Source organism: Paraburkholderia sp. A1RI-2L (assembly GCF_048957375.1).
Taxonomy (GTDB): domain Bacteria; phylum Pseudomonadota; class Gammaproteobacteria; order Burkholderiales; family Burkholderiaceae; genus Paraburkholderia.
On record NZ_JARBTA010000001.1, the window covers coordinates 1050069 to 1065746 of the forward strand.

At 65.0% G+C, this 15678-nt stretch carries 15 protein-coding genes; 3 read left to right on the forward strand and 12 right to left on the reverse strand.

What is annotated here, in order from left to right:
- Positions 1-33 precede the first annotated feature (33 nt).
- From PWP93_RS05015 to PWP93_RS05065, 11 genes are all read right to left on the reverse strand, one after another.
- Positions 34-1194, reverse strand: coding sequence for a C40 family peptidase (locus PWP93_RS05015; RefSeq protein ID WP_421043689.1), 1161 nt, complete (start codon positions 1192-1194; stop codon positions 34-36).
- A gap of 254 nt (positions 1195-1448) precedes the next feature.
- On the reverse strand, positions 1449-3290 hold the full coding sequence (locus tag PWP93_RS05020) for a PhoH family protein (RefSeq protein ID WP_421043690.1): 1842 nt from the start codon (positions 3288-3290) through the stop codon (positions 1449-1451).
- A gap of 127 nt (positions 3291-3417) precedes the next feature.
- Entirely contained in the window at positions 3418-3615 is a 198-nt protein-coding gene (locus tag PWP93_RS05025) for a hypothetical protein (RefSeq protein ID WP_421043691.1), read from the reverse strand.
- Between the two features lie 84 nt (positions 3616-3699).
- Complete coding sequence (locus PWP93_RS05030) at positions 3700-4161, reverse strand: peroxiredoxin (protein WP_421045011.1); 462 nt, start codon at positions 4159-4161, stop codon at positions 3700-3702.
- 116 nt (positions 4162-4277) lie between these two features.
- Complete coding sequence (locus PWP93_RS05035) at positions 4278-5174, reverse strand: polysaccharide deacetylase family protein (RefSeq protein ID WP_421024094.1); 897 nt, start codon at positions 5172-5174, stop codon at positions 4278-4280.
- A 16-nt stretch (positions 5175-5190) separates the two neighbouring features.
- Positions 5191-6237 carry a bifunctional UDP-4-keto-pentose/UDP-xylose synthase gene (locus PWP93_RS05040; protein WP_213295231.1) on the reverse strand — a complete coding sequence of 349 codons (1047 nt, stop codon included), beginning with the start codon at positions 6235-6237 and terminating at the stop codon, positions 5191-5193.
- Positions 6234-7181 (reverse strand): formyltransferase, encoded by a 948-nt coding sequence (locus tag PWP93_RS05045; protein ID WP_421043692.1) that lies wholly within the window; start codon positions 7179-7181, stop codon positions 6234-6236. Before PWP93_RS05045 ends, PWP93_RS05040 begins: the two co-directional genes overlap by 4 nt.
- Positions 7178-8263 carry a glycosyltransferase gene (locus tag PWP93_RS05050; RefSeq protein WP_421024092.1) on the reverse strand — a complete coding sequence of 362 codons (1086 nt, stop codon included), beginning with the start codon at positions 8261-8263 and terminating at the stop codon, positions 7178-7180. Before PWP93_RS05050 ends, PWP93_RS05045 begins: the two co-directional genes overlap by 4 nt.
- A gap of 141 nt (positions 8264-8404) precedes the next feature.
- Positions 8405-9580, reverse strand: a complete 1176-nt coding sequence (locus tag PWP93_RS05055) for a DegT/DnrJ/EryC1/StrS family aminotransferase (RefSeq protein ID WP_421043693.1) — start codon at positions 9578-9580, stop codon at positions 8405-8407.
- Positions 9581-9692: 112 nt separating this feature from the next.
- The gene (locus PWP93_RS05060) at positions 9693-10064 is read right to left on the reverse strand and encodes an SMR family transporter (RefSeq protein ID WP_421024090.1); all 372 of its coding nucleotides are present in this window, start codon (positions 10062-10064) and stop codon (positions 9693-9695) included.
- Between the two features lie 221 nt (positions 10065-10285).
- On the reverse strand, positions 10286-11977 hold the full coding sequence (locus tag PWP93_RS05065) for a glycosyltransferase family 39 protein (RefSeq protein ID WP_421043694.1): 1692 nt from the start codon (positions 11975-11977) through the stop codon (positions 10286-10288).
- On the opposite strand from PWP93_RS05065, the gene PWP93_RS05070 reads away from it, so the two are divergent.
- Positions 11976-12170, forward strand: coding sequence for a hypothetical protein (locus PWP93_RS05070; protein ID WP_421043695.1), 195 nt, complete (start codon positions 11976-11978; stop codon positions 12168-12170). The genes PWP93_RS05065 and PWP93_RS05070 overlap by 2 nt on opposite strands.
- 1 nt (position 12171) lies before the next feature.
- Here PWP93_RS05070 and PWP93_RS05075 read toward each other — a convergent pair whose 3' ends face one another.
- Positions 12172-12546: an Mth938-like domain-containing protein gene (locus PWP93_RS05075; protein ID WP_421043696.1), complete on the reverse strand. Its 375-nt coding sequence runs from the start codon at positions 12544-12546 to the stop codon at positions 12172-12174.
- Positions 12547-13008: 462 nt separating this feature from the next.
- Here PWP93_RS05075 and PWP93_RS05080 point away from each other — a divergent pair, with 462 nt between their 5' ends.
- On the forward strand, positions 13009-14247 hold the full coding sequence (locus PWP93_RS05080; RefSeq protein ID WP_421024087.1) for a pyridoxal phosphate-dependent aminotransferase: 1239 nt from the start codon (positions 13009-13011) through the stop codon (positions 14245-14247).
- A 97-nt stretch (positions 14248-14344) separates the two neighbouring features.
- Positions 14345-15676 (forward strand): homoserine dehydrogenase, encoded by a 1332-nt coding sequence (locus tag PWP93_RS05085; protein ID WP_421043697.1) that lies wholly within the window; start codon positions 14345-14347, stop codon positions 15674-15676.
- Positions 15677-15678 lie beyond the last annotated feature (2 nt).

The following is a 15678-nucleotide window of genomic DNA, read 5'->3' on the forward strand; positions in this document are numbered from 1 at the left end:
CGCGGTCAGGGCGCCTGGCCCTGGACGCGCGCTTCAGAACGAGCCGGTGGCGAAGCGAGCGATTGGATCGTCGCTCGATTGCGTGGGTGCGGCGACGTTGCCGCTTGCCGTCGACGCGCGCATGATCTGCGCGGGCGCGCCCGAAGACGATGTGGGTTCGATCGACGTCGAACCCGCCTGTGCGGCCTGGCGTGCCGCTGCGTTCATGCCGGGAGGCGGCGGCTCGAAGGCATCGGCGGCGGCGTTGATGGCATCGCGCGGTGCGGCTGCGGGTGCAACGGAGGCAGTCGGCGCGGCGGCAGGCGCAACCACGCCGGCCTGGCGGGCCTGCACCTGGGCGGCGCTGATCGCCGCAGGTGGCGGCTCGAATGCGTCGGCTGGCGCGGCGGAGCCTGTTGCGGAGACCGGCGCGGCGGCGCCGGCATAGGCGGGCTGAGGCGTCGATGTCAAGCGGCTCTGATCCGCCGCCGTGGCCATGCGCGGCGCCGGCGGCACGGCGGCGGGTGCCATGGCGGTCGCAGTGGCGTTGGCTCGCGTGGCTGAAAGCGCCGCTGGAGCCGCAGACGCGGGAACTGCAGCCGGGACAGCCGCTGCCTGCGTGGCAGGCGCGGGCGTGGAGGCTTCCCAAGTCGGTGTATCGAACGGCGTGGTCGGAGCGCGCTTCGCCGGCGCCATGCGGCGAATGCCGTCGAAATGTTTGGCCCAATACGGATTGGTCAGATAGTCGAGCCGCACGGTGCCGCCCGTGGACGGCGCATTGACGAAGCGCAGCTTGCCGACATAAATGCCCACGTGAGAGTGCGGCCGGCCGGTCGTGTTGAAGAACACGAGGTCGCCAGCCGCGATTTCATCGGGATCGATGACCTCGCCGCGCTGGCTGATGTCGGCGGTGGTGCGCGGCAGATCCACCTGGGCCGAGCGCGCGAACACATACTTCACCAGACCGCTGCAATCGAAGCCGCTATCGGGCGTATTGCCACCCCAGCGGTATGGAATGCCCACGAGGCTCATCGCCTGGATGGAGATTTCCTCGCGCCCGACGCTGTGATCGACGAAATTGGGGAAGCCAGGTGGCCTGGTGTGCCAGGAATTTGCACTCGAACCCGAACTGTCACTGCGCGAGGTCTTCTGCGGCGTGCTGGAACACGCCGCAAGAAAGGCCACGATCAGTAAGGGGAGCCAGAGTTGCCGCATGAAAAAGGCGTTCGGCAAACGCTGGGCATTTGCCATTGGGGAAAACCGTAATGAGCGGATGGTAGCCCGTCAAACATGGCTTCGGCAAGAAATCTTCACAAGTTACTTGAAGTTCGTGCTTGACCCGTTGCCAGTCTGGTACGCCGCAATACGTTCCAGCGAATAAAAAAAGGACCGTATCCGGTCGCCGGAAACGGTCCTTCGGGATGCGGCCAGCGCTTCGCAAAGCGCTGGGAACGGGCTGCCGCGTGGCTTTAGAGGATGTCCGACGCGTAGTCCGCGAGACGCGAGCGCTCGCCGCGCGCGAGCGTCACGTGGCCGCTATGCGCCCAGCCCTTGAAGCGGTCGACTACATAGGTGAGGCCGGAGCTGCCTTCGGTCAGGTACGGCGTATCGATCTGCGCGATGTTGCCCAGACACACGATCTTCGTGCCCGGACCGGCGCGCGTGACGAGCGTCTTCATCTGCTTGGGCGTCAGGTTCTGCGCCTCGTCGATGATCAGATACTTGTCCACGAACGTGCGGCCGCGCATGAAGTTCATGCTCTTGACCTTCAGGCGCGAGCGGATCAGCTCCTGGGTGGCGGCGCGCCCCCATTCGCCGGCGGCGTCGTCGGTCTTCTGGAGCACTTCGAGGTTGTCGTCGAAGGCGCCCATCCACGGCTGCATTTTTTCCTCTTCGGTGCCGGGCAGGAAGCCGATGTCTTCGCCTACCGGCACCGTCGCGCGCGTCACGATGATTTCGTTGTAGCGCTTGTCGTCGAGCACCTGGGCGAGACCCGCCGCGAGCGCCACGAGCGTCTTGCCGGTGCCGGCCTGGCCGAGCAGCGTGACGAAGTCGATCTCCGGGTTCATCAGCAGGTTCAGCGCGAAGTTCTGCTCGCGGTTGCGCGCCGTGATGCCCCACACGTTGTTCTTGTGGTGGCCGTAGTCGCGCAACGTTTGCAGCAGCGCCGTCTTGCCGTTGAGCTCGCGCACGATCGCGTGGAACGCGGGTTCGCCGTTCTGCGGCTCCAGATAGACGAACTCGTTCACGAGCATCGAAAGGCATTCGGGACCCGTCACGCGGTAGTACGTGGTGCCGGTCTTGGTCTCCTGCCACGACTCCATGCCCTTCGCGTGTTTGGTCCAGAAGTCCTGCGTCAGCGCGCGGATGCCCGAGTAGAGCAGGTCCTTGTCTTCGAGGACCTGGTCGTTGAAGTAGTCTTCGGCGGGCAGGCCGAGCGCGTGCGCCTTGATGCGCATGTTGATGTCTTTCGACACCAGCACGACGAGGTGGTCCGGCCGGTCGCGCTGCAGCGCGCGCACCACGCCGAGGATCTGATTGTCGGCCTTGCCTTCGGGCAGGCCGTCGACCGGATCGATGTGCGTGAGCGTGGTCTGGAAGTACAGACGCCCGAGCGCCTCGCGGCTGCCGAGTCGGTCGAGCGAAATGCCTTCCGAGATCGGGCCCGCGTTGGCGACGAGCTGATCGAGCGTGCGGCTCACCTGACGCGCGTTGCGCGCCACTTCCGACATGCCCTTCTTGTGGTTGTCGAGCTCTTCCAGCGTCATCATCGGCAGGAAGACGTCGTGCTCCTCGAAGCGGAACAGGCAGGTCGGATCGTGCATCAGCACGTTCGTGTCGAGCACGAAGAGCTTTTGCACCTCCATCGTCTCTTCGGGGTGCAAGCGCTTCTTCGTGCCGGTGCGCGGGGCGCTTGCGGCGGTGCCGCTAGCCGTTTTGCCGGCGGGCGATTTGCCGCCGCGCGCCGCGGGTGCCGCAGGCGCTTCGGCTTGCGGCTCGGCATGTGCCTGCACCGGCTGCAGCAGCGCCGCGGTTGGCTGTTTGCGTTTTCGCGCCGGTGCCGGCGCGACCGGTTCGAGCGCTGCGAGTTCGGCGCTGGCTGTGTGCATGGGCACGGTGCGCAGCGTGGTCGCCGCGTTGGCGGCGGGGGTCATCGGCTCGGCGACGCTGTCTGCGCCATAGTCGGCGACATCGGCGGCGTCGTTTTCGCTCGCCGCTTTGCGCGTGCTTCGGGTCGTGCGCGCACGCGCCTTGTATTCATCGGGCGGCAGCAGGTTGCCGAGCTTGCTGGGGGGGGTAGGCAAAGGCATGGTGTCCCTCGAAAAATTCGGGTCGAGTGGTCGCGGTGTTGACCGTACGGTGCGCGTACGGTGCGCTTTCTGGCGGGGCGTGCGGGTGCCGGGTAAGGTGCCCGCCGTGACCGCGCCGGGTGCGCGCTCAGGTCTGAAAATGCCGGTTCGCCTGTTTTTCGATCGGCTCCTTGACGTTGACGCGCGCCGGGTCGCTAATCCGGTGCGACGTGGAGGGAGTGACAGCTAACAAAGAAGCAAACAAAAAAGCCGCTGCCCCGGGTGACGAGGCAAGCGGCTTGACTGCTTTAATGGCGCGTTGCCCCGGATGCGCTGGAGCGGTCATCCTGTGACCGCTCCCAAGACCGCGTGGCAAATGCGACAAAAAATAGGGTGGACAGGCACTCATTGAAGCCCAATATATCGCGCCTCACAGCGCTTGTACAGCCTCCAGGACCTCCTCGACATGGCCCGGCACCTTGAGCCCGCGCCACTCCTGGCGCAGTACGCCGCTGGCGTCGATGAGGAACGTGGAGCGCTCGATTCCTCTCACTTCTTTGCCATACATTTTCTTCATTTTGATGACGTTGAAGAGCGAGCAGAGCGCTTCGTCGCTATCCGATACCAATGTAAACGGCAATTCGAGCTTGGTCTTGAAGTTCTCGTGCGAGCGCACGCTGTCGCGCGAGACGCCCACGATCGTGGCGCCCGCCTTCTTGAACTTCGGGTAGAGGTCGCGGAACTCCATGCCTTCGCGCGTGCAGCCGGGCGTATTGTCCTTAGGGTAGAAGTACAGCACGACCTTCTTGCCCTTGAGGCTCGAGAGCGTGAAGTCGCCGCCGGTGGCGGGTGCGGTGAAATCGGGAACGGGTTGGTCGACTGCGATGGTCACGTCAGGCACGTGGCTCTCCTGTTGTTATGGGCTCGCATGGGCGGGCGCTTCCCGCGAATCGACGGCGCGGCGCAGTCTCGTGCACGCTGCGCCGCGGCATCGCCTTGCTGCGGATTTCAGTCGGGCTGGACGATCAACTGGCCCGAGCGGCCGGTGATCTCGCCCCAGGTGACAGGGTACGATGGCAGCGAATCCGGGTCCAGCGCCGCATGGTAGTCGCCCATCGTGGCAAACGTATGGCCCTGAGCGCGCCAGCCGGCAAGCAGTTGCTCGAAGACCGGCGCGAGCTTCTGGCCTTCGAGCTCGGCATGCAGCGTGAATACCTGGTCGTGCGGATTGCGCTCGGTACGCTTGAGCAGCCACGCCGCGACGTTGTCGATGTCCACGCCGTCCACGCCCAGCACTTCGTCGAGCGTGGGGAGCGTGGTGGGCATCTGCACGTGGTTGAGCGTGCGCCCGCGCACCACGGGTCGATAGGGCGAATGCCCGCGTCCGTCCGAGGCGTACTTCATGCCCCACGCGTCGATCTGCTCGAACGCGGCCTCGTTCATCTGCCAGCCCGCGGCGCCGTGCGTGACGGGAGCGGTGCCGAAGATCCGCGTGAAGCGCTCGTGGCTCTTGTTCATCTCGCGCGCAGTCCAGGCGGGCTCGCGGCTGCGCACATTGTCCTGCCAGTAGACGTGATCCCACGTGTGAATGCCGCATTCGAAGCCGGCTTCGTGGATCGCGCGCATCTCGGCCGCCGCGCGCACGCCGATGTCGGGGCCGGGCAGCAGCACGCCGTACATCAGCTGCTTCACGCCGTAGTGCTCGACCACGGACGTGCGCGAGACCTTCTTGAGAAAGCCCGGCCGGAACACGCGGCGCAGCGCCCAGCCCGTATGGTCCGGGCCGAGGCTGAAGAGAAACGTTGCGCGGGCCTTGTAGCGATCGAAGATGCGGGCGAGATTCGGCACGCCTTCGCGCGTGCCGCGCAGCGTGTCGACGTCGATTTTCAGGACGATGCGGGCCAAAGAGCGGGTCCCTTGCTTATTGCTGCTCGACGAGCGCGCGTGCTTCGGCCACGTGGCCGCGGTACGCTTCGAAGATCTTGCGCAGCGCTTCGTCGAAGGTCGACTTCGGCGCCCAGCCGAGCTCCTGCATCGTGTTCTCGATCTTCGGCACGCGGTTCTGCACGTCCTGGTAACCCGCGCCGTAGTACGCGCCCGACGACGTTTCGACAAGCTGGACCTTCTTCGCGGAGTCGGCGTACTCGGGGAATTCGGCAGCGAGCGCAAGCATCTTGTGCGCGAGCTCGCGCACCGAGAAGTTGTTGGTCGGGTTGCCGATGTTGTAGATCTTGCCCGTGGCGACGCCGTTCTTGTTCTCGATGATCTTCATGAGCGCTTCGATGCCGTCGTCGATGTCGGTGAACGCGCGCTTTTGCGCGCCGCCATCGACGAGGCTGATGTTCTCGCCGCGCACGATATGGCCGAGGAACTGCGTGACGACGCGCGACGAACCTTCCTTCGGCGTGTAGATCGAGTCGAGGCCCGGGCCGATCCAGTTGAACGGACGGAACAGCGTGAAGTTCAGGCCTTCCATGCCGTAGCCCCAGATCACGCGGTCCATGAGCTGCTTGGAGCAGGCGTAGATCCAGCGCGGCTTGTTGATCGGGCCGTAGGTGAGGGCGGATGCGTCCGGGTCGAACTGCTCGTCGGAGCACATGCCATAGACCTCGGAGGTCGAGGGGAAGACCAGGTGCTTGCGGTACTTCACCGCCGAACGCACGATCGGCAGGTTCGCCTCGAAGTCGAGTTCGAACACACGCAGCGGTTGCTGCACGTAGGTCGCGGGCGTGGCGATGGCGACGAGCGGCAGGATCACGTCGCACTTCTTGACGTGGTATTCGACCCACTCCTTGTTGATCGTGATGTCGCCTTCGAAGAAGTGCATCCGCTCATGCTTGACGAGATCGCCGAGGCGGTCCGTCTGCATGTCCATCCCGAACACTTCCCAGTTCGTGGTTTCGAGGATGCGCTTGGAGAGGTGATGGCCGATAAAGCCGTTCACACCCAGGATCAGGACTTTTTTCATGGACGGGGGACAGATGAAGTGAGTTCGGAGAATGCGGCGGGGGTAACGATGGTCTCTTGACCATGATGCTGGCGCCGCAGCTCGTGGATCGCGATGGCGCGGCCGTCGCCGCAGACGGCGAAAAGCGCATTATCGCTTACGTAGATACCCGGGGGCAATTGGCCCGATATGCCGGGCGTCGCTACGCCGGGGCGCACGAGGCGCGCGCGGGCGATCACGAAGCGCTCATTGCCGATGTCGACGAACGCGCCGGGATAGGGCGGCGCGACTGCGCGGATCAGGTTGTAGACGTCCTGGGCGCGCTGCGTGAAATCGATGCGGCCGTCTTCGGGCTTGCGCCCGCCATAGTAGCTGCCATGCGAGAGATCGTTCGGCAGATGCGGCGCCTCGCCCGCGATCAGCGCGGGCAGCACGCGCCAGAGCGTCTGCTCGGCGGCCACCGTCACCTTGTCGAATACCATCGCGGCGGTGTCATCGGGCAAGATCGGCACGGGGGTCTGCGCGATGATTGCGCCCGCATCGGGCTTGGCGGCCATCTCGTGCAGCGTCGCGCCGGTCTCAGTTTCGCCCTTGAGCACGGCCCAGTTCGTGGGCACGCGGCCGCGATACTTCGGCAGCAGCGAGCCGTGCATGTTGTACGCGCCGCGCGCGGCGATCGCGAGCAGGTCCACCGGCAGCATGTGCCGGTAGTAGAACGAGAAGATGAAGTCGGGCCGCGCGGCGGCAACGGCTGCGCGCAGCGCGGGGCTTTTCGGATCGGCGGGCGTGATGGCGTCGATGCCATGCTCCTCGGCCACCGACTTCACGCTGCCGAACCAGATGTTTTCGGTCGGGCTGTCCTCGTGGGTGACGACGAGCGCAACGTCCACGCCGCGCGCAAGCAGCACCTGCAGGCAGCGCACGCCCACATTGTGATACGCGAAAACGACGGCGCGCGGCTTCATGACTGGGCTCCTTGCTGTCCACCCTGGCTACCCTGGTTCGCGGCGCTGGCGGCATTGAGCGACGCCTGCACGCCCTGCACGATGTCCTGTCGAGGCGCGCCCACCACTTCGCGGCCATTGCGCTCTTCGAGGATCGTCTGCACGAGATAGCGCGGCCGCGCGCGCACTTGCTGATAAATGCGGCCGATGTATTCGCCGAGCAAGCCGAGCGCGAAAATGATCACGCCGAGCAGGAAGAACGTGATGGCGAACAGCGTGAACACGCCTTGCACTTCCGCGCCGATGATGAAGCGGCGAATCAGCAGCAGGATGAAGAGGCCCGCGGAGCCGAGCGAGAGAATCACGCCGATGAACGAGAGCCACTGCAGCGGCACGACCGAGAAGCCGGTCACGAGGTCGAAGTTCAGGCGGATCAGGCTATAGAGCGAATACTTCGATTCGCCCGCGAAGCGCTCTTCGTGCGCGACGTCGACTTCCACGGGGTTCTGCGCGAACGTGTAGGCGAGCGCCGGAATGAAGGTGTTGATCTCGCCGCAGCGGTTGATCGTGTCGATGATGTGGCGGCTGTACGCGCGCAGCATGCAGCCCTGGTCGGTCATCTTGATGCGCGTGATGCGCTCGCGCAGACGGTTCATCATGTGCGATGCCTTGCGGCGCCACAAGCTGTCCTGGCGCTGCATGCGGATGGTGCCCACATAATCGTAGCCTTCGCGCATCTTCTCGACGAGCTTGCCGATTTCCTCGGGCGGGTTTTGCAGGTCGGCGTCGAGCGTGATGACGATTTCGCCGCGCGCCTGTTCGAAGCCCGCGAGAATCGCCATGTGCTGGCCATAGTTGCCGTTGAGCAGGATCGCGCGCGTGGTGTCGGGCCGGGCGCGGAACTGCTCGGCGAGCATCGCGGCCGAGCGGTCGCGGCTGCCGTCGTTGATGAAGATGATTTCGTACGAGGTGCCGAGCGCGTCGAGCGCCGGGTACAGGCGCGCGAACAGCGCGGCGAGTCCTGCTTCCTCGTTGTAGACCGGAATGATGACCGAGACTTCCGGCGATTCCGGGGTCAAGGTGCGTTGTTCCGTTTGGGTCATGAGTGCGTCTTTTCCGTTCTGATGATGCATGTAATTGGCGTCGAAATTGCCGCTCTCAGGCGGATTCAAGCCGATTCAAGCGGGTGCGTCCCCCCTGGGCTGCCGCACCCGCGTGCCTGAATCCCGGTGTGAAGCGCCGGATCAGGCGGCGGCGCCGACTGCGTACTGCGTGCAGATGTCGTCGACGGCGCGGCACACCCGCGCCACGTCGGCGACGCTCATCTGCGTGAAGAGCGGCAGCGTGACCGTGGTCGCGCCGAACCGCTCGGCGTGCGGGAACATGCCCGCACGGAAACCGCGCTCGCGATAGAGCGTGAAGAGGTGGATGGCCGGGTAGTGCACGCCCGAGCCGATGCCGCGCTCCTTGAGCTGCTCCATGAATTCCGCCCGGCTGATCGTGAGCTTCTCCAGCGGCAGCGTGATCTGGAACATGTGCCAGTTGCTGTTGGTGAAATCGGCCACCGGCAGGCCCACGCCGAGCTTCACCGCGGCGCTGCCCTCGAAGCCCGTGAAGTACGCATGCGCGAGCTTGCGGCGCTGCTCGGTGAAACGCTCGATGTGCTTGAGCTGGCCGAGGCCTACGCGCGCGGCCACGTCGGTGAGATTGTACTTGCCGCCGAGCACGTCGCAGTCCATGCCGTCGAAGCCCGTGCGTGTGATGCCCTGCAGGCGGTACTTGCGGGCGAGTTCGGCTTCGTCCTCGTTGTTGAGCACGAGCGCGCCGCCTTCGATCGACGTGAGGTTCTTGTTGGCGTGGAAGCTGAACGAGACGATGTCGCCGATCGCGCCGATGCGCTTGCCGTTCGACGTCGAACCGAACGCCTGCGCAGCGTCTTCGATCACGCGCAGCTTGTGCTGGCGGGCGATGGCGTAGAGGCGGTCCATATCGACGGGCAGGCCCGCGAGATAGACGGGGATGATCGCCTTCGTGCGCGGTGTGATGGCGGCTTCGAGCTTGTCGAGGTCGATGTTGCGCGTGACGGGGTCGATGTCGGCGAACACCGGGGTCGCGCCCACTTCGTAGACCACGTTGCTGGTGGCGACCCACGAGGCAGGCGTGGTGATGACTTCGTCGCCAGGGCCCACGCCTGCGATGCGCAGGCCGATTTCGAGCGTCGCGGTGCCGGAGTTGAAGGTGCGCACCGGACGGCCGCCGCAGTACTCGGAGAGCGCGGCCTCGAACGCCTGATTCTGCGGACCGGTCGTGATCCAGCCCGAGCGCAGCACGTCGGCGACGCCCGCGATGGTTTCTTCGTCGATTTCGGGCTTGACGAACGGCAGGAACGGAACGGAGGACTGCGCGGATGACTGGGTCATGAGGGCTTTGCTCGTGAGAACGTCAGAAAAAATCGGAATTCGGCTGCGGTGCAAGGATGCCAGAGACACACAGGCGCGCCTCGTTGCGTGCCCGGGCGTGCTTCGGTGCGCCCTAACTGCGGGCGAGCACGAACACGCCGATCAGAATGATGCCGATGCCGACAAGGCGCTGCACGCTCAGCACCTCGCCGAACAGATACCATGCGGCGAACGCGTTGACCACGTAGCCGAGCGAGAGCATCGGATAGGCGATCGAGACGTCCACGCGCGAGAGTCCCACGATCCACACGACCACGCTGAACACATAGCAGGTGAGTCCGCCGATGATCGGCAGTTGCGTCGCCAGCTTCCAGCCAATGGGCACGATGTTCGCACGGGTGAATTCGAAGTGTCCAACGGCATTGACACCGGCTTTCAGCAACAGTTGCGCACAGGCATTCAGGCCGACGCCGGCGAGAATGCAGATGAGGGAAATCGGATTCATCGTGTTGGATGGTTAATAAGGTCTGGATAGGCGCGAAGTGAATTAGTGGCGGAATTGCCGTGGCGCGCGGCTGGCGGGCCCGCTACGGTTGCTCCGGCCGCACAATGGCGGTGTGCTGGCGCCCGGCCAGTTGTCGCTGGCCGCCATCCACGCTCCACGCAGCGGCGGCGCCCAGCATTATCGCCCATGCGCGCGGCATGACCGCCGCAAGCCGGGCGTCGTCAGGGTTGCGGTTTCTCGACGATCACGCGGCGCGAGTCGCGCGCGATCACCTGCATCGGGAAGCCCTGGGCGGCCAGCTCGTTATAGCGATCCGTTGGCATCAGCGCGAGCGCATAGCGCTCGTCCTTCCAGCGCTGCTCCCATTCCGCGATGGTCGGCACCCATTTTTTCGGCTCCTCGGAGATGCCGAAAGCCAGTTCGTCGGTGACCTGCACCATCGTCATCGGGTGGCGCACGTAGAAGGGCATCGTGTGGTCGAGCACGCCCACCGAGTAGAACGGCGTGTCGGGCGGCAGTTTCGCGATGGCCGCTCGCACCGCGGGCGCGAGCGGCGCGCCCGAGCTGAGCGTGCCGAACACGTCGTGCCCCGTGCCTGCGATGGTCGCGAGCAGCAGCCACGCGGCGCCGAGCGCCACGGCCGGCGCGCTGGCGCCCGTCTCGGGCGTGCGTTTCGCACGGTTCAGGCGCAGCCCGATCATGGTGGCGATAAAGGCGACCGCGGCGGCCGCGAACACCCAGACCTGGAACTCGCGATAAAGGGCGTTGGGATTGCGCGAGTCGCCAATGCGCGTGAGCACGAAGGAACCCGCCATGAGCGCGACGGCGAGCAGCGCGTAGCCCGCCAGATGGCGGTGCCACTGCTTGCGCGTCATGAGCGGCAGATACAGGCCGATGACAAGCGCAAGCGGCGGCGCGATCGGCAGCGTGTACGACAGCAGCTTCGAGTGCGAGGCGCTGAAGAACAGGAAAATGAACACGCTCCAGACCAGCATCAGCGTGACGGGGGCGAAGCCGTTGGGCTGGCTCGGCGCGCGCAGCGCATGGCGCACGCTCTGGACGCTCACCGAGAGCCACGGCAGGAAGCCCACCAGCAGTACCGGCACGAAATAATATAACGGGCCGGGACGGTTCTGCGCCGGTGTGAGGTAGCGCTGGAACTGCTGGACGATGAAAAAGAAGTTGAAGAACTCGGGATTGCGCTGCTGCACGAGGATGAACCACGGCGAGACGATCGCGAAGAACACGATCAGGCCGCTCACGAGGTAAAGGCGCTTCCAGAGCGCCCAGTCGCGCGCGATCACCGTGTAGAGCACCAGCACGGCGCCCGGCAGGATCAGGCCGATCAGGCCCTTCGAGAGTACCGCGAGCGCCATCGCCCCCCAGCAGACCCACATCCACAGGCGCGCCGTGCGCGCGGGCAGGTTCGGGCGCTGGGCCAGCAGCAGCGCGCAGAGCGTGAGCTCCATCCAGAAGGACAGGGCCATGTCGAGCGTGTCGAAGTGGCCCATCAGGTTCCAGTACGGCGCGCAGGCGAGCACCAGCGCGGCGAAGAAGCCCGTGGCGGCGTTGAAGACACGCGCGCCGGTGAAGCCGATCAGCAGCACGCCCGCGAAGCCCGTGAGGGCCGTGTAGAGGCGCGCCTGCCATTCGCCGATGCCGAACCACGCGAACGTGAGCGCGTTCATCCAGGTTTGTAGCGGCGGCTTCTCGAAATACTTGTAGTCGTTGTAGCGCGGGGTGATCCAGTCGCCGCTGGCGAGCATTTCGCGCGCCATTTCGGCGTAGCGGCCTTCGTCGCTCGGCACCAGATGGCGCCAGCCAAGCGGCACAAACCAGATGACGGCGAGAGCGACGATCAGGAGCAGGATCGCGCTGCGATTGAGCGGCAGCCGCGAGGGCGTATCGTTCATGGGTTCCAGCCTGTTCTTGTTGATGTTGCGGTCGGTCAGGCGGCGCGGCGCCCGTGATTTCATGGCGGGCGCGCAGCGCCCGCGCGGCGCGCAAGTGTACTACGGCGCGCCGGGCTTACCTGAAGGCGGGCTTAAGGCGATGCCGCGCACTAACCTGCGGCCCGGCTTTCGATCAGGATTGAATCAGGATTGAATCAGGATTCGATCAGGAGCGCGGCGGCCACGCGCCGGCCTTCGGCCATCAGGATGTTGTAGGTGCGGCAGGCAGCCTTGAAATCCATCGCCTCCACCCCGATGCGCTTCGTGCCAAGCGCCGCGGTCAGGCGCGGATGGGGAAAGCGCAGTCGATCGCCGCTGCCGAATACCACGACCTCGGGGTCGAGCGGCAGTAGCATCTCGAAAAGTTCGGGGCGCAAGGCGTCGAACGCGCTGACCGGCCAGGGCATGACAGGCGTCTCGGGCATCACGATGACGCTGCCGGTATGGCGTTCGAGGTTGATTTCGACGTAATCGGCGCCGTAACCGGTGACGGTGTTCAGGGCGCCGCTAGAGTCCTGGTGTAGTTTCAAAACTTCGGTTCCGGAAGGTCTCGGTTCGGGAGGCGCGCGGCTTGGTGCGCATTGCGGAAGTCGGCCAAAATCCGCTAAATTATAGCTTTTTAGCGGCTGCGACGACGGGCCTTGCTCATAAGGGCCCGATGGCGTGCTCTGAGGCGCACCGAAGGCGCAACCAGTGCCGGCCCCGGCAGCGAGCCTTCCGCGTGCGCATGGCGTGTGCGTCCAGTGTGCCTGTCGTGCGCCTGCGCCATCCGCCTCAGCCCATCGGCCCGGGTCATCATCCATCGAAGGGCGAACGCAGTCACAAGCTGCAGGCTGGCTGCCAGACCGTACAATCCATGAATTCGTGCATTGCGTGCTTCCTGGTGCGGCACGCAATGCATGTCGTCTATGCCGATCAACCCCGTCGCAGCCCGATCCAGATTTTCAGACTGCCTCCGGAAACAACACACGCTTTTGGACCAACCGCCCGCCGTGAAACCGATCCTCAAATCCAACAAGCTGCAGAACGTTTGCTACGACATCCGGGGGCCGGTGCTCGAGCATGCCAAGCGCCTCGAAGAAGAAGGCCACCGCATCATCAAGCTGAATATCGGCAATCTCGCGCCGTTCGGCTTCGATGCGCCCGACGAGGTCATCCAGGACATGATCCTGAACCTGCCGGGCTCCTCGGGGTATTCGGACTCGAAGGGCGTGTTCGCCGCGCGCAAGGCGATCATGCATTATGCGCAGCAAAAAGGCGTGAAGGGCGTCGAGCTCGATGACATCTACATTGGCAACGGCGCGTCCGAGCTGATCGTGATGGCGATGCAGGCGCTCCTGAACGACGAAGACGAAGTGCTGCTCCCGGCGCCCGACTATCCGCTCTGGACGGCGGCGGTGAGCCTGTCGGGCGGCACGCCCGTGCATTACATCTGTGACGAGTCGAATGCCTGGATGCCGGATCTGGACGACATCCGCGCGAAGATCACGCCGAACACGCGGGCGATCGTGGTCATCAACCCGAACAACCCCACGGGCGCGCTGTACTCGGACGAACTGCTGCAGGGCATCGTGGCGATTGCGCGCGAGCACGGCCTGATCATTTTCGCCGACGAGGTCTACGACAAGATCATCTACGACGGCAAGACCCACACGGCACTCGGCTCGCTGTCCGAAGACGTCATCACGGTTACGCTGAACAGCCTGTCGAAGAGCTATCGCGCGTGCGGCTACCGCGCGGGCTGGATGTTCCTGTCGGGCATGACGGCCGAGAACCGCCGCCGCTCGAAAGACTACACCGAGGGCCTGGGCATTCTGGCCTCGATGCGCCTGTGCGCGAACGTGCCCGGCCAGTATGCGATCCAGACGGCGCTGGGCGGCTACCAGAGCATCAACGAGTTGATCCAGCCGGGCGGGCGCCTGTATCGCCAGCGCGAACTCGCCTACAACATGCTCACCGCCATTCCGGGCGTGACCTGCGTGAAGCCCGAAGCGGCGCTCTACATGTTCCCGCGCCTCGACCCGAAGCTTTATCCGATCGAGGACGACCAGCAGTTCATTCTCGACCTGCTGCTCGCGGAGCGCGTTTTGCTGGTGCAGGGCACGGGCTTCAACTGGAAGCAGCCGGACCACTTCCGTGTGGTGTTCCTGCCGAACGTCGACGACCTGACCGATTCGATCAACCGGATCGCGCGCTTCCTCGACAACTATCGCCAGAGGCACGGCACCTGAGCCGCGTCCGGCATATGCACCATGCGCGCCGCGCGGCCGACGTTCCGGCGCGGCGCAACCGCTTTTCCTTTTAAACACTTGGACGAACACACGCTGCATGGAACCGATCAAAGTAGGTCTCTTGGGCTTCGGCACGGTAGGCAGCGGCACCTTCACGGTACTGCGCCGCAACCAGGAAGAAATCAAACGCCGCGCGGGCCGCGGCATCGAGGTCGCGCGCATCGCCGTGCGCAACCCGGCCAAGGCCACGGCGGCGCTCGGCGCCGAAGGCGGCACGGTCGAACTCACGAGCGACTTCAACGCGGTCGTCGACGACCCGTCGATTTCGATCATCGCTGAAATGATCGGCGGCACGGGCGTCGCGAAGGACCTCGTGCTGCGCGCCATCGCCAACGGCAAGCACGTGGTCACCGCGAACAAGGCCCTGCTGGCGGTCCATGGCACCGAGATCTTCGAAGCGGCGCGCGCCAAGGGCGTGATGGTCGCGTTCGAGGCGGCGGTCGCGGGCGGCATTCCCATCATCAAGGCGCTGCGCGAAGGCCTCACGGCCAACCGCATCGAATACATCGCCGGCATCATCAACGGCACCACGAACTACATCCTCTCGGAAATGCGCGAGCGCGGCCTCGACTTCGCGACCGCATTGAAGGGCGCGCAGGAACTGGGCTACGCCGAAGCCGATCCGACCTTCGACATCGAAGGCGTGGACGCCGCGCACAAGGCGACGATCATGAGCGCGATCGCGTTCGGCGTGCCCGTGCAGTTCGACAAGGCATACGTGGAAGGCATCAGCAAGCTCGACGCCATCGACATAAAGTACGCGGAAGAACTCGGCTACCGCATCAAGCTGCTCGGCATCGCGCGCCGCACGGAAAAGGGCATCGAATTGCGCACGCATCCCACGCTGATCCCGGCCAAGCGCCTGCTCGCGAACGTCGAAGGCGCGATGAACGCGGTGGTCGTGCACGGCGACGCCGTGGGCACGACGCTCTACTACGGCAAGGGCGCGGGTTCGGAGCCGACGGCCTCGGCCGTGGTCGCCGATCTCGTGGACGTCACGCGCCTGCATACGGCCGACCCTGAGCACCGTGTGCCGCATCTGGCGTTCCAGCCGGACAGCCTCTCGAACACGCCGATCTTGCCGATCGACGAAGTCACGAGCGGCTACTACCTGCGTTTGCGCGTGGCCGACCAGACCGGCGTGATGGCCGACATCACGCGCATCCTTGCGGACAGCGGCATTTCGATCGACGCGCTGTTGCAGAAGGAATCGGAGCAGGTCGACGCGCAGGGCAAGGCGGAAACCGACATCATCCTGATCACGCATGAGACGGTCGAGAAGCTTGTCAACGCGGCGATTGCGCAGGTGGAGAAGCTGGCGACCGTGAAGTCGTCGGTGACGAAGCTGCGCATGGAAGGACTGAACTGAAG